The organism is Stenotrophomonas sp. (assembly GCF_035634915.1).
Taxonomy (GTDB): domain Bacteria; phylum Pseudomonadota; class Gammaproteobacteria; order Xanthomonadales; family Xanthomonadaceae; genus Stenotrophomonas.
Map to the genome: position 1 here is coordinate 302,447 of NZ_DASQCB010000002.1, position 22,687 is coordinate 325,133.

The 22,687-nt window shown below is 65.7% G+C and carries 17 protein-coding genes; 14 read left to right on the top strand and 3 right to left on the bottom strand.

Translation table 11 applies throughout. The features are described 5' to 3' along the window. Positions 1–97 precede the first annotated feature (97 nt). The 6 genes from ligA (at position 98) to gyrA (ending at position 9,048) form a co-directional block, all read left to right on the top strand. Complete coding sequence (gene ligA, locus VER16_RS02625) at positions 98–2,569, top strand: NAD-dependent DNA ligase LigA (RefSeq protein ID WP_324805405.1); 2,472 nt, start codon at positions 98–100, stop codon at positions 2,567–2,569. Positions 2,570–2,621: 52 nt separating this feature from the next. Then, positions 2,622–3,107 (top strand): GNAT family N-acetyltransferase, encoded by a 486-nt coding sequence (locus VER16_RS02630; protein WP_324805319.1) that lies wholly within the window; start codon positions 2,622–2,624, stop codon positions 3,105–3,107. Then, positions 3,104–4,060 carry an EF-P lysine aminoacylase EpmA gene (epmA, locus tag VER16_RS02635; RefSeq protein ID WP_324805320.1) on the top strand — a complete coding sequence of 319 codons (957 nt, stop codon included), beginning with the start codon at positions 3,104–3,106 and terminating at the stop codon, positions 4,058–4,060. The genes VER16_RS02630 and epmA overlap by 4 nt, the downstream gene beginning before the upstream one ends. 132 nt (positions 4,061–4,192) lie before the next feature. Continuing rightward, entirely contained in the window at positions 4,193–4,933 is a 741-nt protein-coding gene (locus VER16_RS02640; RefSeq protein WP_324805321.1) for a DUF3011 domain-containing protein, read from the top strand. A 47-nt stretch (positions 4,934–4,980) separates the two neighbouring features. Next, positions 4,981–6,045 carry an S-methyl-5-thioribose-1-phosphate isomerase gene (gene mtnA / locus VER16_RS02645; RefSeq protein WP_324805322.1) on the top strand — a complete coding sequence of 355 codons (1,065 nt, stop codon included), beginning with the start codon at positions 4,981–4,983 and terminating at the stop codon, positions 6,043–6,045. Between the two features lie 288 nt (positions 6,046–6,333). Next, a complete protein-coding gene (gene gyrA, locus VER16_RS02650; protein ID WP_324805323.1) occupies positions 6,334–9,048 on the top strand; it encodes a DNA gyrase subunit A in 2,715 nt (904 codons plus the stop codon). Positions 9,049–9,109: 61 nt separating this feature from the next. On the opposite strand, the gene VER16_RS02655 is transcribed toward gyrA, so the two are convergent. Next, positions 9,110–10,207, bottom strand: coding sequence for a hypothetical protein (locus VER16_RS02655; protein WP_324805324.1), 1,098 nt, complete (start codon positions 10,205–10,207; stop codon positions 9,110–9,112). A gap of 521 nt (positions 10,208–10,728) precedes the next feature. On the opposite strand from VER16_RS02655, the gene VER16_RS02660 reads away from it, so the two are divergent. The 3 genes from VER16_RS02660 to VER16_RS02670 all read left to right on the top strand — a co-directional run bounded on the left by VER16_RS02660 (position 10,729) and on the right by VER16_RS02670 (position 15,055). Then, a complete protein-coding gene (locus VER16_RS02660; protein ID WP_324805325.1) occupies positions 10,729–13,269 on the top strand; it encodes a membrane-bound PQQ-dependent dehydrogenase, glucose/quinate/shikimate family in 2,541 nt (846 codons plus the stop codon). Positions 13,270–13,415: 146 nt separating this feature from the next. Further along, complete coding sequence (locus tag VER16_RS02665) at positions 13,416–14,768, top strand: serine hydrolase domain-containing protein (protein ID WP_324805326.1); 1,353 nt, start codon at positions 13,416–13,418, stop codon at positions 14,766–14,768. Positions 14,769–14,830: 62 nt separating this feature from the next. Continuing rightward, a complete protein-coding gene (locus tag VER16_RS02670; protein WP_324805327.1) occupies positions 14,831–15,055 on the top strand; it encodes a hypothetical protein in 225 nt (74 codons plus the stop codon). A gap of 14 nt (positions 15,056–15,069) precedes the next feature. On the opposite strand, the gene VER16_RS02675 is transcribed toward VER16_RS02670, so the two are convergent. Next, positions 15,070–15,462 carry a DUF3037 domain-containing protein gene (locus tag VER16_RS02675; protein ID WP_324805328.1) on the bottom strand — a complete coding sequence of 131 codons (393 nt, stop codon included), beginning with the start codon at positions 15,460–15,462 and terminating at the stop codon, positions 15,070–15,072. Continuing rightward, on the bottom strand, positions 15,440–16,216 hold the full coding sequence (locus tag VER16_RS02680; RefSeq protein WP_324805329.1) for a HipA family kinase: 777 nt from the start codon (positions 16,214–16,216) through the stop codon (positions 15,440–15,442). Before VER16_RS02680 ends, VER16_RS02675 begins: the two co-directional genes overlap by 23 nt. A gap of 156 nt (positions 16,217–16,372) precedes the next feature. On the opposite strand from VER16_RS02680, the gene VER16_RS02685 reads away from it, so the two are divergent. The 5 genes from VER16_RS02685 to VER16_RS02705 all read left to right on the top strand — a co-directional run bounded on the left by VER16_RS02685 (position 16,373) and on the right by VER16_RS02705 (position 22,631). Further along, positions 16,373–16,702 carry a hypothetical protein gene (locus VER16_RS02685; RefSeq protein ID WP_324805330.1) on the top strand — a complete coding sequence of 110 codons (330 nt, stop codon included), beginning with the start codon at positions 16,373–16,375 and terminating at the stop codon, positions 16,700–16,702. Between the two features lie 133 nt (positions 16,703–16,835). Continuing rightward, complete coding sequence (locus VER16_RS02690) at positions 16,836–19,298, top strand: S9 family peptidase (protein WP_324805331.1); 2,463 nt, start codon at positions 16,836–16,838, stop codon at positions 19,296–19,298. Between the two features lie 123 nt (positions 19,299–19,421). Then, entirely contained in the window at positions 19,422–19,748 is a 327-nt protein-coding gene (locus tag VER16_RS02695) for a hypothetical protein (RefSeq protein WP_324805332.1), read from the top strand. 72 nt (positions 19,749–19,820) lie between these two features. Beyond that, positions 19,821–20,108: a hypothetical protein gene (locus VER16_RS02700; RefSeq protein WP_324805333.1), complete on the top strand. Its 288-nt coding sequence runs from the start codon at positions 19,821–19,823 to the stop codon at positions 20,106–20,108. Positions 20,109–20,243: 135 nt separating this feature from the next. Next, positions 20,244–22,631, top strand: a complete 2,388-nt coding sequence (locus VER16_RS02705; protein WP_324805334.1) for a GH92 family glycosyl hydrolase — start codon at positions 20,244–20,246, stop codon at positions 22,629–22,631. Positions 22,632–22,687 lie beyond the last annotated feature (56 nt).

The following is a 22,687-nucleotide window of genomic DNA, read 5'->3' on the forward strand; positions in this document are numbered from 1 at the left end:
CAGAACCCCTTCGGGGATCCGACCCCCGATAGACGTCGGTATGACGAGGCCTGACGCCCGGGCGCGGTAGAATCCCCGGTCATTCCAGAAGCACCGGATCCCGATGAGCCCCCGCCCCGCCGAACGCGCCGAAGACCTTCGCCGGCAGATCGCCCAGGCCAACCGCGCCTACCACGAGCTGGACGCGCCGGAGATCCCCGACGTCGACTACGACCGGCTGGTGCGCGAGCTGGAAGCGCTGGAACGCGACCACCCGGAACTGGCCCGCGCCGACAGCCCAACCCAGCAGGTGGGAGCGCGCCCATCCGGCCGCTTCGCCGAAGTGCGCCACGCGGTGCCGATGCTGTCGCTGTCGAACGCCTTCAGCGATGAGGAAGTGGCCGATTTCGTGCGCCGCATCGACGAGCGCCTTGGCCGCCGCAGCCTGCAGTTCTCGGCCGAGCCGAAAATGGACGGGCTGGCCATCAGCCTGCGCTATGAAGACGGCCAGTTCGTGCTGGGCGCCACCCGTGGCGATGGCAGCACCGGCGAGGACGTGACCGCCAACCTGCGCGAGATCGCCGATATTCCCAAGCGCCTGCACGGGCAGGATTGGCCGGACGTGCTGGAAGTGCGCGGAGAGGTCTACATGGCCCGCGCCGATTTCGAAGCCTACAACGAGCGGGCGCGCCTGCACGGGGGCAAGGTGCTGGCCAATCCACGCAATGCCGCAGCCGGTTCGCTGCGCCAGCTGGATGCGAAGATCAGCGCGCAGCGCAGGCTCAGCTTCTTCGCCTACGGCACCGGCGAAGTGCAGGGCGGTGAGCTGCCCGATACCCATTCGGGCACGCTGGCGCAGTTGGGCGCCTGGGGCTTCCCGGTGAGCGAGCTGTGCAAGGTGGTCGAAGGCACCGATGGCCTGCTCGGCTATTACCGCAGCATCGGCGAGCGCCGTGACGGCCTGCCGTTCGATATCGATGGCGTGGTCTACAAGCTGGATGACCGCGCCGGCCAGCAGGCCATGGGCTTCGTTTCGCGCGCACCGCGCTGGGCCATCGCGCACAAGTTCCCGGCACAGGAACAGAGCACTACGGTGGAGGCCATCGAGATCCAGATCGGCCGCACCGGTGCAGCAACGCCGGTCGCGCGGCTGGCGCCAGTGGCGGTGGCCGGCGTGATCGTGTCCAATGCCACCCTGCACAACGCCGACCAGATCGCGCGCCTGGACGTGCGGGTGGGCGACAGCGTGATCGTGCGCCGTGCCGGCGATGTCATCCCCGAAGTGGTGAGCGTCATCCTCGACCGTCGTCCGCAGGGCACCACGCCGTGGCAGATGCCGACCCGTTGCCCGGTGTGCGGCTCGGAGATCGTGCGCGAGGAAGGTGCCGCCGCGTGGCGTTGCTCGGGCGAACTATCCTGCCCGGCGCAGCGCAAGGAAGCCATTGCCCACTTTGCGTCGCGCCGCGCGATGGATATCGACGGCCTCGGTGACAAGTACATTGAAACCCTGGTCGACGCCGGCATCGTCAAGCGCGTCGCCGACCTCTACCAGCTGACCCGCGACCAGCTGCTGCACCTGAAGCTGGTGCTGGATGCCGAAGACCCCTCGGCGCTGGCCAACAACCTGAAGCCGCACCTTCCTGCCGAAGGCAGTGGCGAGGTGCTCAAGGCGGTCCTCAATCTTGATGGGCAGGACCCTGCATGGCGCACGCAGGCGCTGGTGCAGCCGGTCGCCTTTGAATGGAACACGAAGAAGATCGCCACCAAGTGGGCCGACAACCTGATTGCTGCCATCGACGCCAGCCGCGAAGCCAGCCTTGAACGCCTGCTGTTCGCGCTGGGCATCGAGCACGTGGGCGAAAGCACGGCCAAGGCGCTGGCGCTGTGGTTCGGTGATCTGGCGCTGATCCGTCGGTTGCCGTGGCCGCTGTTCAAGCGCGTGCCGGACATCGGTGGCGAAGTCGCGCGCTCGCTGGGTCACTTCTTCGAGCAGCAAGGCAACCAGGACGCCATCGACGCGCTGCTGCAGGTCGGCCAGGTGCGCATCCGCGATGCGCATCCGCCGAGCGCGAAGCTGCGCGAGGGCCTGGATCTGGCGCAGCTGCTGGTGGAAGCCGAAATTCCCGGCATCACCCGCCTGCGTGCGGAAAAGCTGGTGGCGGCGCTGCCCAGCGCACAGGCCGTACTCGACGCCGAGCATGGGCAGTTCGTCAATGCCGGCCTGCCCGATGACACCGCGCGTGGCGTCGCCCAGTGGCTGGACACCGATGGCCATGGCGCGATGCTGCTGGCGGCGGAAACCGAGATGCAGCACATCCTGGCCAAGGCGCCGGCACTGGCCGAAGTCGTGGCCGGTCCGCTGGACGGGCAGACCGTGGTGCTCACCGGCACGCTGTCCCAGCTCACCCGCGACGCCGCCAAGGACCGCCTGGAGGCACTGGGCGCCAAGGTGTCCGGCAGTGTCTCCAAGAAGACCAGTTTCCTGGTGGCGGGCACCGAGGCCGGCTCCAAGCTGGACAAAGCGCAGTCGCTGGGCGTGCCGGTGTGGGATGAAGATCGCCTGCTGGCCTACCTGGCCGAACACGAATGATGACCCCGCCGGGCGTCACGCGCGCCCGGCCTGATGCACGAGAGGACACCCGATGCAGACCGCTCCGCTGGATTTCCGCCTGGCCACCCGTGCCGATGAGGAACTGCTGATCGCGTTGATGCGTGAGTTCTACGCCGAAGACAGGATCGAGTTCGATGAAGCGCGCGTGCGCCGTGGCGTTGATGCGCTGCTGGCCGACCCGCGCAACGGCGAGGTGCTGTTGTGGCTGGACGAAGCGGCGCAGGTGTGCGGCTATGCGGTCATCGCGATGGGCTTCAGCCTGGAGCAGGGCGGCCATTTCATGCTGCTGGACGAACTGTACCTGGCGCACCGCGCGCGCGGCCGTGGGCGTGGCAAGCAGGCGCTGGCCATCTGTGAACAACGTGCACGCGGGCGCGGTGTCAGCCGCCTGCGCCTGGAAGTGAACCACCACAATGAACTGGCACGGCGCCTGTACCTGGCCAGCGGCTACATCGATGACACCCGTGACCTGCTGACCCTGCCGCTGGACCACCCGCGCCCGGAGGGGATTCTGTGAGCGAGGCCCTGCTGCGCACGCTGCAGCAGCGTGCGGCGCTGAACGCGCTGATGCGCCGCTTCTTCGCCGAACGCGATGTGCTGGAAGTGGAGACGCCGATCCTGTCGGTGGCCGGAAACACCGAGCCGAACATCGACAGCTTCCATACCGATTTCAGCGGCCATGTCGATGCGGGTGGCCGCCGCCGCTGGCTGCGCACGTCGCCGGAATTTCCGCTCAAGCGCCTGCTGGCTGCTGGCGTGGGCGATTGCTATGAGCTTGGGCGGGTGTTCCGCAATGGTGAGGCCGGTGGCCGCCACAATCCCGAATTCACCATGCTGGAGTGGTACCGCGTGGGCTGGGATCACCATCGCTTGATGCACGAGACCGCCGAGCTGGTGCGCGAAGCACTGGCGCTGGTCGGGCGCACGGCGAGTCTGCGCGTGCTCAGCTACCGGGAGCTGTTCCAGCAGCACGCCGGCATCGACCCGTTCGATGCGGACGAACGTGCGTTGCGCGCGGCGCTGGGCGACGTGCATATCGATCCGGTCGGCCTGACCCGCGACGATTGGCTGGACCTGCTGATGACCCATCGCATCCAACCGCACTTCGATGACGCGGTCATGACTGTGGTCCACGACTGGCCGGCCAGCCAGGCGGCGTTGGCGCGCGTCCGCCCCGGCACACCGCCGCTGGCCGAACGCTTCGAGCTGTACCTGGGCGCGGTCGAACTGGCCAACGGCTACCATGAACTGAACGATGCAGGCGAGCAGCGTGCGCGCTTCGAGCGTGACCAGCAGCGAAGGCACGAACGCGGCCAGGTGCAGCCCGCGCTGGATGAGGCGCTGCTGGCCGCATTGCCTGCGATGCCGGGGTGTGCCGGTGTGGCCGTGGGCGTGGACAGGCTGCTGATGGCGATGAACCGCACGCCACGCATCGCAGATGTGCTGGCGTTCGATTTCGCACATGCCTGAATGACGCGGCGCTCACTGCGCCTGAACAAAAACGGCGGATTTCGCGCTTGATTCAGCAAGCGCGATGATGGTCTTATCACGCCAGATGCAGGACACTGGCATCGTGGTTCATCCGCTCCGTTGGGGAATGCTTTGGTCAAGTGGTTTGCGGTCGTCGCGGCACCGGTGTACTCCATGGCGATATGGGGCGGCGTGCAGCCGTTGTCGGCGTCGGCCCAGCAGGCTGGCTACGCGGGCGAAGTGGTGACCTGCGAATCGCGCGACATGGGTTGGGTGCATTGCGATCTGGACGTCAGCAACGGTGTCGATCTGGTGCGCCAGCTGTCCAGCAACACCTGCATCCGCGGCAGCGAGTGGGGGACTGACCGCAGTGGCGTCTGGGTGACCCTGGGCTGCCGTGCCGAGTTCCGTGCCCGTACCGCCGAAGGTGCCGCCAGCTCCGCCGCTGCCGGTGAAGGAAAGAGCAAGCGCCTGGTGCGGCGCGTGGTGCGCTGCGAATCCAACGGCCGCCCGCAGAGCTGCCCGGTGCGGCTGGATGGCGCGCCGGTGCGGCTGCTGCGCCAGCTCTCGGTGCTGCCGTGCCGCGAAGGGCAGGGCTGGGGCTACAAGCGCAATGAGGTCTGGACCAGCCGTGGTTGCCAGGGTGATTTCGAGGTGGCCGATGATGATGGCCGCTTCGTCGACGTGGCGCGCAAGGTCACCTGCGAATCCAAATCCAAGCGGCGGCGTTTCTGCGGCGCCAGCATCGCGGTCGAAGCCAGGGTGATCCACCAGCTGTCCGGCACGCCCTGCGAAGAAGGCAGGACCTGGGGCTGGAGCCGCAGCGGCATCTGGGTGGATGGCGGCTGCAGGGCCGAATTCTCGGTGAATTGAGCCTGCGCGGGCTCCAACCGCGCCGAGCGTGGCCCTACAATGGGCCCATGAACACTGCCACCGACCTCGACTACGCCCGCTACGACCACATCCGCCCGATCCTGTGGACCGGCGATGCCCTGCAACTGCTCGACCAGCGCAAGCTGCCGTTCGTGGTTGAACACGTGGTCTGCCATGACAGCGACGATGTCGCCGCCGCCATCCACGCGCTGACCGTGCGCGGTGCGCCGGCCATCGGTATTGCGGCCGCCTGGGGCGTGGTGCTGGCCGCGCGCGACGTGCAGGCCATCGATGGCACGCACGCCCTGCAGCAGCTGGAACCGGCGCTGCAGCGCCTGAACGCCTCGCGCCCGACCGCGGTGAACCTGGCCTGGGCGCTGGCCCGCATGCGCCGTTGCCTGGCCGCCGCTGGCGCCGACTGGAAGGCGCTGCTGGAGGCCGAGGCCCAGGCCATCGCCGAGGAAGACCTGGCCGCCAACCGTCACATGGGCGCACTGGGTGCCGGTCTGATCGACGCCGGCAGTGGTGTGCTGACCCACTGCAACACCGGTTCGCTGGCTACGGCCGGCTTTGGCACCGCGCTGGGCGTGATCCGCGCCGGCATGGCCCAGCACCGCATTGCCCGCGTGTTTGCCGGTGAGACCCGGCCGTGGCTGCAGGGGGCGCGCCTGACCGTGTGGGAACTGCAGCAGGACGGCATCGATGCCACCCTGATCGCCGATTCCGCCGCCTCGCACCTGATGAAGACCGGGGCGGTGCAGTGGGTGATCGTCGGTGCCGACCGCATCTGCGCCAACGGCGATACCGCCAACAAGATCGGTACCTACCAGCTGGCGATTGCCGCCCGCCACCATGGAGTGAAGTTCATGGTCGTGGCCCCGTCCTCGACGGTGGACATGGACACCGTGGACGGCAGCCAGATCGAGATCGAGCAGCGTGACCCGGGCGAGCTGTACGGCGTGGGCGGCACCCGCACCGTGGCCGAGGGCATTGCTGCCTGGAACCCGGTGTTCGACGTCACCCCGGGTGAACTGATCGACGCCATCGTGACCGAGCGCGGGGTCATCCTGAATCCGACCCCGGAGAACATGCGCGCCGCCTTCGGCGGTTGACGCAGGTGCGGGGTCGGAGCCCTTGCCGCAGGAAAGGGCTCTGACCCCTTGTTCGCCCGATCCACGCATGGCGTGGATCTACTGTATTGGCGCAGCCGAGCGTGGGCTCGGCTCTAGAGGGGCTGCTGAACCCCCTAAGTTCCTGATTTGTGCCGGTAAAATCCCGGTAAAGGGAAGCGGAAAACGGCCTGTTGTGGTAGTATCCACAGGTTGAATCGAGGTTCCGGCACGACCCCCTCCCGCAGAGGGCTGCGCCGGACTGGACCGCTACCAGACAACGGAACCCGAATGGCAGAAACCGCCAAGGAAATCATCCAGGTCAACCTGGAAGACGAGATGCGCAAGAGCTACCTCGATTACGCCATGAGCGTGATCGTGGGCCGCGCGCTCCCGGATGCGCGCGACGGCCTCAAGCCGGTGCATCGCCGCGTGCTGTTCGCGATGAACGAGTTGAACGCGCACAGCAACAAGCCCTACTTCAAGTCGGCGCGTATCGTCGGTGACGTCATCGGTAAGTACCACCCGCATGGCGACCAGTCGGTGTACGACACGCTGGTGCGTCTGGCACAGCCGTTCTCGCTGCGTTACATGCTGGTCGATGGCCAAGGTAACTTCGGCTCGATCGACGGCGACTCCGCTGCGGCCATGCGATACACCGAAGCGCGCATGTCGCGCCTTGCGCACGAGCTGATGGCCGACATCGACAAGGAAACCGTCGATTTCCAGCCCAACTACGATGAAAAGGAACTGGAGCCGACGGTCATGCCGACCCGGTTCCCGAACCTGCTGGTCAATGGTTCGGCCGGCATCGCGGTGGGCATGGCCACCAACATCCCGCCGCACAACCTGAGCGAGTCGATCAACGCCTGCATCGCGCTGATCGACAATCCGGAAATTGATGTCGACGGCCTGATGGAGTACATCCCGGGCCCCGATTTCCCCACCGCCGGCATCATCAACGGCACCGCCGGCATCGTCGCCGGCTACCGCACCGGCCGTGGCCGCGTGCGCATCCGTGCCCGTGCCGATATCGAAGTGGCCGACAACGGGCGCGAATCGATCATCGTCACTGAAATTCCTTACCAGGTGAACAAGGCGCGTCTGATCGAAAAGATCGCCGAGCTGGTCAAGGAAAAGAAGATCGAAGGCATCAGCGAGCTGCGCGATGAGTCCGACAAGGACGGCATGCGCATCTACATCGAGATCAAGCGCGGTGAATCTGCCGAGGTTGTGCTGAACAACCTGTACCAGCAGACGCAGATGGAATCGGTGTTCGGCATCAACATGGTGGCGCTGGTCGATGGCCGCCCGCAGTTGATGAACCTCAAGCAGATGCTCGAGGCCTTCGTCCGCCACCGTCGCGAAGTGGTTACCCGCCGCACCGTGTTCGAGCTGCGCAAGGCGCGCGCCCGTGCCCACGTGCTGGAAGGCCTGACCGTCGCGCTGGCCAACATCGACGAGATGATCGAACTGATCAAGACCTCGCCGAACCCCAATGAAGCGCGCGAACGCATGCTCGCCCGCCTGTGGGAGCCGGGGCTGGTCGGTTCGATGCTCGGCGCCGCCGGTGCCGAAGCCTCGCGTCCGGAAGACCTGCCCAAGGGCGTGGGCCTGATCGAGGGCGGCTACCAGCTGACCGAGATCCAGGCGACCCAGATCCTGGAAATGCGCCTGCACCGCCTGACCGGGCTGGAGCAGGACCGCCTGACCGACGAGTACAAGCAGCTGCTGGAAGTAATCGCCGGGCTGATCCACATCCTGGAAGATCCCGACCGCCTGCGCCAGGTCATCCGCGAGGAACTGGTCAACGTCAAGGCGGAGTTCGGCGACGAGCGTCGCACCGAGATCCGCCACAGCGAAGAAGACCTGGACATCCTCGACCTGATCGCGCCGGAAGACGTGGTGGTCACCGTGTCCCACGCCGGTTACGTGAAACGCCAGCCGGTGAGCGTGTACCGCGCGCAGCGCCGCGGTGGCCGTGGCCGCAGTGCAGCGGCGACCAAGGAAGAGGATTTCATTGAACAGCTGTGGCTGGTCAACACGCACGATACGCTGCTGACCTTCACCAGTTCGGGCAAGGTGTTCTGGCTGCCGGTGTACCAGCTGCCAGAAGCCGGTTCCAACGCCCGTGGCCGGCCGATCATCAACTGGATCCCGCTGGAGCCGGGCGAACGCGTGCAGGCCGTGTTGCCGGTGCGCGAGTACGCAGATGGTCAGTTCGTGTTCTTCGCCACGAAGAACGGTACGGTCAAGAAGACCCCGCTGAGCGAGTTCGCGTTCCGCCTGGCCCGCGGCAAGATCGCGATCAACCTGGACGAGGGCGATGCCCTGGTCGGTGTCGGCCTGACCGATGGCGAGCGTGACATCCTGCTGTTCGCCTCCAACGGCAAGACCGTTCGCTTCGGCGAGGACAAGGTCCGCTCGATGGGCCGTACCGCCACCGGCGTGCGCGGCATCAAGATGCCGGCCGGCGAGGAAGTGGTCAGCCTGATCGTGGCCGAGAGTGCCGGCGGCAGCGAGGACGAGAACGAGGACGACAACGGTGTCGAGGAAACCGCAGCCACTGGCGATGCGGTGATCGACGGCGCCGATGACGCCAGCCTGCGTTACATCCTCACCGCCACCGAGAACGGCTACGGCAAGCGCACCCCGCTGCCGGACTACCCGCGCAAGGGGCGTGGTACCCAGGGCGTGATCGGCATCCAGACCACCGAGCGCAACGGCAAGCTGGTCGCCGCGGTCCTGATGGGCTCGGATGACGAGGTCCTGCTGATCTCCGACGGCGGCACCCTGGTGCGTACCCGGGGCTCTGAAATCAGCCGCGTCGGACGCAACACCCAGGGCGTCACCCTGATCCGTCTGTCCAAGGACGAGAAGCTGCAGGCGGTGGAGCGCATGGATGCCTCGATCGACGAGGACGAGGACGAGGTGGCTGCCGCCGCCCCGGCCGCGACCGACGGCGCACCGGCTGCTGCCAGCAGCGAGGACGCCGCGCAGGAGTGATCCTGCCGCGATGAGAGGTACCCGACGACGCCGGCCTTGTGCCGGCGTCGTCGTATCTAGCTCAGTTGCTGCGAATGCTCTTAACAATATTGGCGATCTGATCGAGTCCATCAAAGGTTGACGGCAGGTTCGTTTCATCAGTCACCAAACCGCTGAAAATTAGCGCCTCAAATCTAGAAAGCGCTTCGCCATCGCTCTTTCGTATGGACTTTGCATACTCCGAATATCCTTCAATGAATTGACAGAGAGCAATTCTTAAGTCCAGTTGCAAGAGCTGGGCTTTGACCGACCTAAACTGCAGTAGTACGACTCGGAAGAAGTAAAGGGCAAAGAGCTCTGCCGCGACTAATGATGGGATGGTGTAAAGAAGCGCTGTACGGCTGCCGTCAATTGTTTCAATGTGGCTGGTGACGAATATAAACTGTGCAAGTGGCGTTGCGATTATCAAGAGTCCTAGTGTGATCAGTGTAGCGAACGGCCATTTGAGTTCGCGATTTTTCTGAGATCTAAGATTCTTGAATCCGTTGACCAAGCCGACGAAGTTGTACTCTGAAGCTAGGTTTTTAATATTCTTCGATAGAGCATCCAATTTTTCGGTGTGCTTCGAATATTCATCATCCCAGTTCTTCTTGTGGATTCTTGATTGTTTTACTGAGTTTGCAAAATTTCTAAAATCTACAATTGACGGGTCGGCGATCAGTCGCTTAATAATTCGCACGGGCATCGAGTAAAGTGCAAAAGACAGTTGCCTTCTGATGCCTGGTGTGTAGGACTCGAGGGTAGCGTCAACGAATTCGTGGATTGCCTGAATTTCGCTGACCCTTTTTCCTAAGCCTTGAATATCAGCTTCGCTTATTAATCTGTATGAAAATGCAAAGAATGCAAGTGCGCTGCGCTCTGCTTCATCGGTGGTAGAGCTTGATATGAGGCCGATTGCCTCTCTTTCCATGCTCTTTCCGACTGCCTCGATGTTGAATTCGCAATTTTCGTCAATGAAGGTCGCGGAATTGATAATGATTTCGAATACTTCGTTGAGGATATTTCCAAATCCTTCGGGTTTCAAGTTTGAGGCTATCTTCTCGTCTGCAGCTCTTTGTGCTTGGATGAGTCTGCTTTGCCACTGTGGTGTTGAAAAAAAAGCGCTGGTTGGCATTTCCACTCACTTCCCCTTGTTGAAGTTAGCTCCTTTTAGAGTTGCATTTCATGCGGAATGATGGATCCCGTCAATAACGTTCACGCGCTATCCGAGAGGGCTGGGTGCGGTAAGGCAAGTCCGCCTTGCATTCACTGCACGGTCCGTAGATGCCGCTTCTATGAAAAGGAGCACACCTCAGGCCGGCTGGGGCACCTCGTTGGTAGTAATGGCGGAAGCAATACTGTGGAAAGCAAAAGACCTACTCGAACGCACTGCTCCTCATTCGAGGTGGCTGCCGCCGCCCCGGCCGCGACCGACGGCGCACCGGCTGCTGCCAGCAGCGAGGACGCCGCGCAGGAGTGATCCTGCCGCGATGAGAGGTACCCGACGACGCCGGCCTTGTGCCGGCGTCGTCGTATCTGCGGGCAAAGAACGCATTCATTTCACAGGCAGGGGCGGATAACGGTGGGTGAACCAGCGGACGGTGCCGTCCGCAGTGAAGCCCCCCGTCCAACCGACCACCCGGTCGCGCACTGGAGCCTGAAATGCCCGCCGCCCCCGCTGCTGTCCCTCCCGATTGCCAGACCCTCCCGCCGCGTCGTCGGCACCCGGTGGCCACCGTTCTCTCCCTGTTGCTGATCCTGCTCGGCGCGGTCCTCGGCGGCCTGGGCGTCTGGCTGCTCACGCTGGGCGGTTCCTGGTACTACGCCATCGCCGGCATCGCCATGCTGGTCAGCGGCGTGCTCCTGTGGGGCAATCGCCGCAGCGCTGCGCTGCTGTTCGCGCTCATCTTCGTCGGCACCCTGCTATGGACGTGGTGGGAATCGGGCAGCACCTACTGGCGGTGGGTGCCACGGTTGGGCCTGGTGACCGCGCTGGCGATCGTGATGGCGCTGCTGGCGCCGACGCTGCAGCAGCCTTTCTCGCGTCGCGCATCACGCGGTGTTGCGGCGGTCTTGATGCTGGTCTTCGTGGCGGCCTTCGCGCTGGCCTTCGTGCCGCATGGTGAAGTGCGCGGCGACCAGCCGTTCCCCGATGCGGCGGCATCGACCGGCATCGATCCCACCGAGGACACCACGGGCCTGCAGCCCTCCGACCGTCCCGCCGACGGTGACTGGGCTGCGTGGGGCCGCAACAACGCCGCGACGCGGTTCTCGCCGCTGCAGCAGATCACCCCGGAGAACGTGGCCACGCTGCAGCCGGCCTGGCAGTTCCGCACCGGTGACCTGCCGGAAAACCGCTGGGGCGCGGAAACCACGCCGCTGAAGATCGGCAACCGCCTGTACCTGTGCACCGCGCGCAACCAGCTGATCGCCCTCGACGCCAGCACTGGCAAGGAGATCTGGCGCTTCAATCCGAAGGTGAAGGATGCTTCGATTCCCTATACCGCAGCGTGCCGCGGCGTGTCCTATTACGAGCAGCCCAGTGGCGCCGCCGTGGTCGATGCCGCGCTGGCTGATGCGGCCGCCGACCTGGCACTGCCTGCGCCGCCGCCGACCCCGGGCGCGGCCAGCGTGCCCGGCAACCGCCCGGCCTGCACCGCGCGCATCATCGAAGGCACCCTGGACGGCCGCATCATCGCGGTGGACGCGGACAGCGGAAAGCCCTGCGCCAACTTCGGCAACAACGGCCAGGTCGACATCACCCTGGGCATGGGCTCGACGCCGCCGGGCTATGTCTCCATCACCTCGCCGCCGGCCATCGTGCGCGGCGTCATCGTCACCGGCCACCAGGTGCTGGACGGCCAGCGCCGTGACGCACCCTCGGGCGTCATCCAGGCCTACGACGCGGTGACCGGCAAGCTGCGCTGGGCCTGGGACATGGACCAGCCGGAACTGACCGGCCTGCCCGCACAGGGCAAGGAATACACGCGCGGTACGCCGAACATGTGGACCACCGCCACCGGCGATGAAAAGCTGGGCCTGGTCTACCTGCCGATGGGCAATTCCGCGGGCGATTACTGGAGCGGCTCGCGCACCGAGAACCAGAACAAGTACGCGACCTCGCTGGTGGCCATCGACGTGACCACCGGCAAGCCGGCCTGGCATTTCCAGGCCGTGCGCAAGGATGTCTGGGACTACGACATGGGCTCGCAGGCGAGCCTGATCGACTACCCGACCGCGCAGGGCAAGGTGCCGGCCATCCTGCTGCCGACCAAGCAGGGCGACATGTACATCCTCGACCGCCGCACCGGCCAGCTGCTGACCCCGGCCGAAGAGCGCAAGGTGCCCGGTGGTGGTGCGGAGCCGGAGCAGCGCTCGCCCACGCAGCTGTTCTCGCTGTACCACACGCTGCGCCGCGAACATGACCTGACCGAGCAGGACATGTGGGGCATCACTCCGATTGACCAGCTGGTGTGCCGCATCCAGTTTCGCAAGGCGCATTACGAAGGCTTCTACACGCCACCGAGCGCCGACCACCATTCGATTGAATACCCCGGCTACAACGGCGGCTCGGACTGGGGCAGCGTAGCCATCGATACGCGTCGCGGCGTGATCGTGGCCAACTACAACGACATGCCCAACTACAACCGGCTGGTGCCGCGCGCCGAAGCCGACCGCAAGGGCTGGTTGCCGCGCGAGGACATCCGCACCGACAAGGGCGGTGCCGAAGGTGCGGGTGACCCGCAGGTGGGCACGCCGTACGCCATCGACGTCAATGCTGGCTGGCGCCTGCCGTTCACCGGCCTGCTGTGCAAGCAGCCGCCCTACGGCGGCATCCGCGCGGTCGACCTGCGCACCGGCAAGCTGCTGTGGGACCGCCCGTTCGGCAGTGCCCGCGGCAATGGGCCGTTCGGCATCCGTTCCGGCCTGCCAATCGAGATTGGCACGCCCAACAACGGTGGCGCGGTGGTGACCGCCAGCGGCCTGATCTTCATTGCCGCCGCCACCGACGACCTGCTGCGCGCGATCGACCTGAAGACCGGCAAGGAGCTGTGGCACGTCAAGCTGCCGGCCGGTGGCCAGGCCAACCCGATGGTGTACGAGCAGGACGGCCGCCAGTACGTGGTGATCGTCGCGGCTGGACATCATTTCATGGAAACGCCGAAAGGCGATTACGTGATGGCGTACGCGTTGCCGAAATGATGGGGGGGGGCGACACCCCAACGCCACCCTCGCCGGGCTGGCGTTGGGCTAGGATGGCCGAACGCCTCGTCTGCGAAGGAATCGCCATGTTCGTGCGCTGTCTTTCCGCCCGCCCATTGCTTTGGGCCTTGTTGATGCTGATGTGCATGGGCGCCGCGCATGCTGCGCCGCCCGCTCCTGATGCACGACGCGCCGCCGATGACTGGCTCGCCGCGTTCAATGACAGCAGTCTTGAAGGACTACAGGCCTTCGCCAGCCGCTACGCCAAGAAGGAAGGCAGCACCCCGCAGGATTACCTGGAGTTCCGCGAGTCCACCGGTGCACTGAAGCTGCTGGAAGTGCGTGAGAGCACGCCACTGCAGGTGAAGCTGCTGGTGCTGGCGCAGCAGACCGAGCGTGCGATGCTGGTGACCGCGGAGCTGGATCCGGCCCATCCGGCACATCTGAAGCTGTTCCAGCTGGAAGGCACGCCTACGCCGGAAAAGTACCAGCCTGCACGCGTCGCCTTGCCGCAGCTGATGGCCGACGCCAGCGCAAAGCTGGACGCCTTGGCCGCTGAGGATGCGCTGTCGGGTAGCGTGCTGGTCGCGCAGAACGGGCGCGTGCTGCTGGACTGGCACCGTGGACTGGCCGACCGCAGCGCGAACAAGGCGGTCGATGCACAGACCCAGTTCCGTCTTGCCTCGTCAAACAAGATGTTCACCTCGGTGGCCATCCTGCAGCTGGTGCAGGCCGGCAAAGTGAGCCTGGACGATACGATCGGCAAGCACCTGCCGGAGTATCCGAACAAGGCCGTTGCCGATGCCGTGACGGTGCGCCAGCTGTTGACCCACACCAGCGGCCTGGGTGATTTCTTCGGCGATGATTTCGACCAGTACTCGGCCTCGCTGAAGACGCTGGATGACTACGTGCAGCGCTTCGCCAAGGATGCGCCGCAGTTCACGCCGGGCAGCCAGGATGCCTACTCCAACTACGGCTTCATCGTGCTTGGCCGCATCATCGAGGCCGTTTCCGGGCAGTCGTACTACGACTACGTGGACGCGCACATCCTGCGCCCGGCAGGAATGACCGCCACCGGGTTCGAGCCGGAAACGGAGGACGTTGCGCACCGTGCCGTCGCCTACACCAGGAAGGACGGGCGGTGGGTACGCGAAACGAAGACGCTGCCCTGGCGCGGCATGTCAGCTGGTGGTGGTTACAGCACCGCCGCAGACATGCTGAAGTTCTGCGAGGCCCTGCGCAGCCGCAAGCTGGTATCGCAGGCGCTGCTGCAGCCGGCCACCACCGCGCAGAACCACAAGGGCTGGTATGGCTATGGCTTCGTCGTGCAGGGGCAGGGCAGCCAGCGCCAGTACGGGCACGAGGGCGGGGCGCCGGGTTCGAACAGTGCCATCGTGGTGCTGCCCGAGCAGGGCTATGTGGTCATCGGCCTGGCGAACGTTGATCCGGATGCGGTCGGCAACGTGGTCAATTACATCGCGCGGCGATTGCCGCTGTAAGCGGGTCTGATCGCAGTACAGGCGTGTTGACGCTACGCCGGCTGGCAACCCAGAATCGGACCATGAACCGATTCGTTTCCCTGATGTGTCTGGTCGGCAGCCTGGCGTTCCTGCTGCGCGGCGTGCACGTGCTCCTCAATGGCACCCCGCTGATCGATGCCAGTGGCTCCAGCGTGGCGTACGCGCAGGGTTACCTGCACGGTCAGATGGCAGCGGGAGGGCTGTTCATCGCCGCCGCCGGAAGTTGTGCGTTCATCGCATGGCGCCGGACACGCGCCGGACGTTGATACAAGGCGCCGCCTCAGCGCGGGACCCGCACCATCTTCGTCATCAGGTGCTCGACCACGCCGGCCGGGTCGGCGGTGCGGCCGACGTGCGTGCTCGACATCTGCACGATCGAGCTGCGCTTGGCCGTGAGGAAATGGAAGCGCGCACGCGCAGGCAGCTGCGCGATCGGGCCTGCATTGGCATCGCCGCGACAGATCGCCACGATGGCATCCAGCCACGGCTGCAGTGCCTCCTGGTCAAGTGCGGGCGCGAACGTCTGCAGGCGCGCTGCATCGATCTCGATGGCTGCTTCCAGGTGGCGTGCGCCGGGGCAGGAGACGATCACCCCGACGTTGATGAACTCTTCGCGCTCCACCCGCGGCACCACGCGGATGACCGCATAGTCATACGTGTGCAGCGTGGGCACGGACGGCCTCCTGCACGAACACCGCACGCACCTTCAGACGGTGCTTGAGGTAGTTGATGTAGCCCTGCCGATAGGCTTGGGGACTGTCGAAGGCGGGCTCATCCACCAGCCAGCTGTCCGGCACCAGGCCAACGATGCGCTCGATTTCCGCATCGGGCAGGCGCGCGGCCAGCTCGGCATCCACCTCGGCAATGCGGCTGGCAAACGGCAGCAGCACGTGGTCGCGGATCAGCACGAAGGGCTTTTCGCAGGCGTCGCCGGCGTTGGCCCAGTCGTGATGGAAGTACATCGCCGCGCCATGGTCGATCAGATACAGCTTGCGGTGCCACACCATCAGGTTGGGATTGCGCGTGGTGCGGTCGACATTGCTGGTGAACGCATCGAACCAGACGATACGTGAGGCCAGATCGGCGTCCACCGGCATCGCTGCCGGGTCGTAGTTGATCGCGCCGGGCAGGTAGTCCATGCCCAGGTTCAGGCCTTCGCTGGCACGGATCAGATCCTGGATCTCCGGGTCCGGTTCGGTGCGGGCGAATTCACTGTCCAGCTCGACGAACAGGATTTCGGGAATCGGCAGGCCGACCGCGCGGGCCATTTCGCCGGCGATCAGCTCGGCGATCAATGCCTTCGGGCCCTGGCCGGCGCCACGGAACTTGAGCACGGCCATGCCGTCGTCGTCGGTCTCGACCACGGCGGGCAATGAACCCCCTTCGCGGAGCGGGGTGATGTAGCGGAGGGCATGGACAGTGCGCATGAACGGATTCTACTGCAGTCTTCACTTCACCCTGCCGCTTGCGGTGGCAGCATCAGACCCCGGGGAGCGTGAACCGGCCAGGATGGCCGTGGTGTACGAGAGCTGCCATCCTTCAAGCGTTTCCACGATGTACTTGCAGGCTTTGGAGGTGCACCCATGAACGATGAATCCCATTCCCTGCTGCCGACCCTGGATGATGTCAAGGCAGAGCAGATGATCGGCAAGGTGGTGCTGGTGGGTATCACCCGCTACGGCGGTGATGGCCAGATGCAGGACCAGCAGCAGTATTCGGGTACGGTGCTGCGCATCAGTGCCGAGGAAGGCGTAGTGCTGGCCGACGAGGCCGATGGCCATGAGCGGTACCTGCCGCCCATGTTGGACCAGTACCTGCCGGCTGAACCGGGCGAGTACCGGTTGCGCTCCGGTGGCGAGATCGTGGTGGACCCCGATTACCTGACTACGTGGGACCTGCACGCGCAGCAGTGAATCCTGTCCTTCGTCCGCCGGGCATGGCCCGGCGAGCATTGCTTCCGGCCCATTCACAACCTACCCCGGGGTGCTAGATTCGGCCGATGCCCGCTGCCTGGCGGGTGCCCGATCACACCCCTGGGGACCACGGATGCTCATCCAACGCACTTCTCTGGCGGCGGCCATCGCCGTTGCCACCGTCGGCCTGCTGGCCTCTGGCCCGGCCCTTGCAGATTACGCAAAGCCGCCGGAACAACTGCTCAAGGTGCTGAAGGCACCGCCGCCGCCGGCACCGAACGTCGACCCGAGCGGGCAGCGCCTGCTGCTGACCACCGCACAGACCTATCCATCCATCGCCCGTGTGGCCCAGCCCTACCTGAAGCTGGCCGGCGTGCGCCTGGAGCCGAAGAACCGCAGCCGCCATGACACCCCCGGTGGCTACGGCATTCCGGCCTGCGTGGCCGATTTCAGCGTGGTGGAAATCGCCAGCGGCAAGACCACCCAGGTCGACCTGCCGCAGGGCTGCGCCGGTGCGGCGCAGTGGTCGGCCGATGGCAGCCACTTCGCGTTCCAGAATGCGGTGGAAAACAGCGTGCAGTTGTGGGTGGGCGATGCAGCCACCGGCCAGGTCAAGCAGGTGCCGGGCGTGCAGCTCAACCCGATCTTCGGCAGCACCGTGCAGTGGCTGGGGGGCAGCCAGAACCTGCTGGTGAAGCTGGTGCCGGCCAACCAGGGCGCGGCCCCGTCCGACGGCGGCGTGCCGACCGGCCCGGATGCGCAGGAATCGCTGGGCAGCAGCGGCGAAAGCAGCACTTATGAAGCGCGTGACACGCTGACCAGCGCGCACGATGAGAAGCTGTTCGCCTACTACGGCGCCTCGCAGCTGGCGGTGGTCGACACCACCAGCGGCAAGGTGCGCCCGGTCGGCAGCGCCGCCATCTTCAACGACGTCAGCGCCGCGCCCGATGGCGTGCACGTGCTGACCGAATCGATCAAGCCGCCGTTCTCGCACGCGGTGACCTACCAGCGCTTCGCCAACGACGTTGCGGTGCTGGACATCACCAGTGGCAAGACCACCGCCATCGCCAGCCTGCCGCTGGCCGACCGCGTGCCGGTGCACGGCGTGCCGGAAGGCCCGCGTGGTTTCGACTGGCGTTCCACCGATCCGGCCACCCTGGTCTATGCCGAAGCGCTGGACAAGGGCGACTGGAAGGTGACCGTGCCGCACCGCGACCGCGTGCTGATGCTGAAGGCCCCGTTCAATGGCAAGCCGGTGGAAATCGCCCGCACCGCGCAGCGTTTCGAAGGCCTGGCCTGGTCGGCGGATCCGGCCGTGTCCTTCATGTTCGAGAACGATGAGAACCGCCACTGGGTGCAGACCCGCATCGTCGATGTCGACCAGCCGAAGAAGGAAGGCCGCCTGCTGTGGGACATGTCCAGCGACGAGCTGTACGGCGACCCGGGCAACCTGGTGTTCAAGCGCCTGCCCAACGGCGCAGCGGTGGTGCGCCAGGAAGGCAATTTCGTGTTCCTGCGCGGGCAGGGCGCTTCGCCGCAGGGCGACCGCCCGTTCCTGGACCGCCTGGACCTGGGTTCGCTGAAGAGCGAGCGCCTGTTCCGCAGCGATGCCGATGCCTATGAGCAGTTCCTCGGTTTCAGCAATACCCCCGGCCGCTACCTGACCTGGCACCAGTCGGTGATGGACCCGCCGAACGCGTTCGTGCGCCAGCAGGGCGAGGCGGTTGCCGCCGCCAAGGAAGGTGAGGCGCAGTTCGCGTCCACGGCAACTGCACTGACGAAGCTGGTCGACCCGACCCCGGAAGTGCGCCAGATCAAGAAGCAGCTGGTGACCTACAAGCGCGCCGACGGCGTGGATCTGTCCTTCACCCTGTACACCCCACCGGGCTACAAGGAAGGCCAGCGCGTGCCGGCGATCCTGTACGCGTACCCGGCCGACTTCGCCAACGCGGCCCAGGCCGGGCAGGTCTCGGGTTCGCAGCAGACCTTCACCCGCCTGCAGCCGTACCGTCTGATGCTGCTGGCCGGCTACGCGATCATCGACAACGCTTCGTTCCCGATCGTCGGCGATCCGAAGACCGCCTATGACACCTATCTGGAGCAGCTGGAGGCCGACGCCAAGGCTGCGGTGGACAAGGCCGTGGACATGGGTGTGGTCGACCGCAACCGTATCGGTGTCACCGGCCACAGTCATGGCGGCCTGATGACCGCCAACCTGATCGCCCACACCAACCTGTTCAAGGCCGGCGTGGCGACCAGCGGTTCGTACAACAAGACGTTCACCCCGTTCGGCTTCCAGAACGAGCGTCGCTCGGTGTGGCAGGCGCAGGACGTGTACCTGAAGGCCTCGCCGTTCTTCTACGCCGACAAGATCAAGCTGCCGCTGCTGCTGGTCCATGGCGAAGACGATGCCAACCCGGGCACCGAGCCGTTCCAGTCGCGCAAGCTGTACCAGGCCATCCGTGGCAACGGCGGCACCACCCGCCTGGTGATGCTGCCGAACGAACCGCACTGGTACACCGCGCTGGAATCGAACGAGCAGCTGGTGTCGGAAATGCTGAACTGGTTCGATACCTACGTGAAGAACGCCAAGTAACGTCGAGCCTGCTCGACTGCCCTTGTAGAGTCGAGCCATGCTCGACTCTACAAGGGCAATGCCATTGCATTGCCGCAAAGCTGCGGTACGCTGCAGCTCTGGTGTTTGCCACGGATGCGTTCAATGAAAACCATCATTCCTGCTGTGCTCCTGTCACTGGCCATTGCACCGGCCATTGCATCGGCGCAGGAAAAGACCGGCGAACTGGCCGCGCTGGGCATCAGCGCCGGCATGCCCTATGCCAAGGCCAAGCGTCTGCTTGATGCGGCGGGCTGGCAGGTCTCACCGCCGGAATCCGGGCAGGCTGCGTTGCCAGGCTTCCCCGAGATCGAATGTGGCCAGGGCCGCGATGCCATCTGCTCGGCCGGTTTCCACAGGAACGGTCAATCGCTGGCGATGATCATCGGCACCACCCAGGCGGGGCAGCCGTTCGTGCAGGGCACGTACTGACCGCGCACGGACGTCGCCATGAGAATCGCTGCACCAGGACGTACCGGATGGGGATGGCTGCTGGTCGGCCTGTTGTTCAGTGGCACCGCCGCGGCGGGCTGTACGGCACTCGGCCGATTTGCGATACCCAGCTTCGTTGAGCGGTTTGCCCAAGCGGGGCAGCCGTTGCCGCTGATCACCCAGCTGTTTGCCAGCAGCTACGGCCTGGTCTGGCTCGGCCCGCTGCTGGTGGTTGCCGCCTGGCTCGCAGGGCATGCGCGGCTGTCGGCACTGGTCGGTAGCGCGGTGCTGATGATGGCGACCCCGATTGCCATGTTCGCAGCCTATCTGCCGCTGTTCAGGCTCGGCACGCTGTTCTGATCGGCGCGCGGCCAATGGCCGTGATCGTGACCGGGTACCACCAACCATGACCTCCGGCCCGTCGCCGGGCATGCGGGTGCGCACTACTCTCAATGGTTCAAGGCGCGTGGGTGCCACCTTCCACTGGAGTTGTCGATGTCCCGTTCGTTGCTGGTCGTCGTGTCCGCTGTGTTGACGCTGTCCCCGCTGCCGTTGCTCGCCGCCAGGGCACCCGCGCAGGACCTGGCCGCCGAGGTCAATCCTTTCATCGGCACCACCAACGCCGGCAACGTCTACCCGGGGCCGACGGTGCCCTTCGGCATGGTGGCCTTCAGCCCGGAAATGACCGCGCTGCCGGGCAAGCGCTTCCCGATTGCCGCGCCCGGTGGCTATGAGTGGCGCAGCAATGGCGTGCGCGGTTTCAGCCTGACCCACGTCAATGGCACCGGCTGTACAGGCGCCAGCGGCGATATTCCGTTGATGCCGGTAACCCTGCCCGTCGAGCTGTCGCCGTCTTCGGCCAATGCCGGCGTGCGCTATACCAGCCTGCTGGACCACGCGAAGGAAAGCGCCAGCCCCGGCGCCTACACGCTCACCCTCGACAACGGCGTGGCCGTGAGCCTGGCAGCCACGGCGCGCACCGCGGTAGGCCAGTTCCAGTTCCCGGCCGACAAGCCGGCCAACCTGCTGTTCCGCACCTCCGACAGCGAGGTGGGCAGCAGCAACTCGACCATCATCATCGACCCGGCCACGCGCACCGTGCGCGGTTCGGTCACCAGCGGCAATTTCTGCGGCTACCTCGCCGAGGACCGCCGCGAGAGCTACTACACCCTGCATTTCGTCGCCGAGTTCGACCAGCCGTTCGAGGTGGGCGGCACCTGGCGCGATGACACCGTGCAGGCCGGCGCACGCGAGGGCGGCGGTGGCACCACCTATGGCAGCAAGGGTCACCCGCCGGCAGGCAAGGGCGCGGGCGGCTGGATCAGTTTCGATGCCAAGCGCACGCCGCAGGTGACCGCGCGCATCGGTGTTTCCTACGTCGATGAAGCCGGCGCGCGGGCCAATCTGCGCCGTGAGAGTCCGCAGGGCACGACTGTGGCGACCACGCAGGCGGCTACCCGCGCGAAGTGGAACGAACTGCTTGGGCAGGTGCGGGTGCAGGGCGGCACGCCCGATGAACGCACCGTGTTCTACACCGCGCTGTACCACGCCATGCTGGCGCCCAACCTGCACAGTGATGGCGATGGCCGTTACCGCGGCATGGATGGCAAGGTGCATGCGCTGTCCAAGCGGCAGCAGGCGCAGTACGCCAACTACTCGGGCTGGGATGTGTACCGCTCGCAGCTGCAGCTGCTGACCCTGCTGCAGCCGCAGGTGGGCTCGGACGTGGCGCAGTCGCTGCTCAACCAGGCCGACCAGAATGGCGGCGTCTGGGATCGCTGGACCCACATCACCGGCGCCACCGGTGTGATGAACGGCGATCCGTCGCCGCCGTCGGTGGCGGCGATCCATGCCTTTGGCGGCCGCAGCTTCGACCTGCAGCGCGCCTACGCCTCGCTGAAGAAGGCGGCGACCGTGCCCACCGCGCGCGACCTGGACAAGCGCGGTTGCCCGGTGCTGTGCGTGGGCCAGCGCCCGGGCCTGGACCAGTGGCTTGCCCTGAAGTACATGCCGGAAGGCGCGCCGGGCTGGGGCAGTGCGGCCGACACGCTGGAAATGGTCAGCGCCGATTTCGGCCTGTCCGAGCTGGCCCTCGCCGCCGGCGATGCGCAGGGTGCAAAGCAGCTCCGTGAGCGCTCCGGCTGGTGGCGCAATCTTTACAACCCCAAGGCCACCGCGCAGCAGGGCTACATCCAGCCGCGCAATGCCGATGGCAGCTGGCCGGCCTTTGATCCGGCCGCTGATGATGGTTTCGTCGAAGGCAGTGGCGCGCAGTACCTGTGGATGGTGCCGTTCGATCCGGCGGGCCTGTTCGAGGCGCTGGGGGGCCGCGAAGCCAGCATCGCGCGGCTCGATGCGTTCTTCCGCAAGCCGGATGGTGCGTGGGCAGTGACCAAGTCCGGTCCGCTGCACGCCGAGCTGGACAACGAGCCGTCCATCGCTGCGCCCTGGCTGTACAACTTCCTCGGCCAGCCGTGGAAGACCCAGGAAACCGTGCGTCAGGCGATGCGGCAGATCTGGACCAACACGCCTGAAGGCATGCCTGGCAATGATGACCTCGGCCAGATGTCCTCGTGGTACGTGTGGTCGGCGCTGGGCCTGTACCCAGTGTATCCGGGCCGCGCGGACCTGGTGATCGGCAGCCCGCTGTTCACCGAGGCGGTGATCACCCGCCCGGGCGCGGAGATCGTGGTGCGCGCGCGCGGCGCAGCGATGGATGCGCCGTACGTGCAGTCGCTGCAGGTGAATGGCAAGGCCAGCAATGCCAGCTGGTTGCCGGCCAGCTTCGTGCAGCGCGGCGGCACCCTGGACTTCGAACTGGGCAGCACGAAGAACGAGCAGTGGGGCGCACAGGACGTACCGCCCTCGCACGGGCCCCGGTGAATCGGCGTCAGCAAACGGCCTTCCACCCGTAGATCCACGCCATGCGTGGATGAATC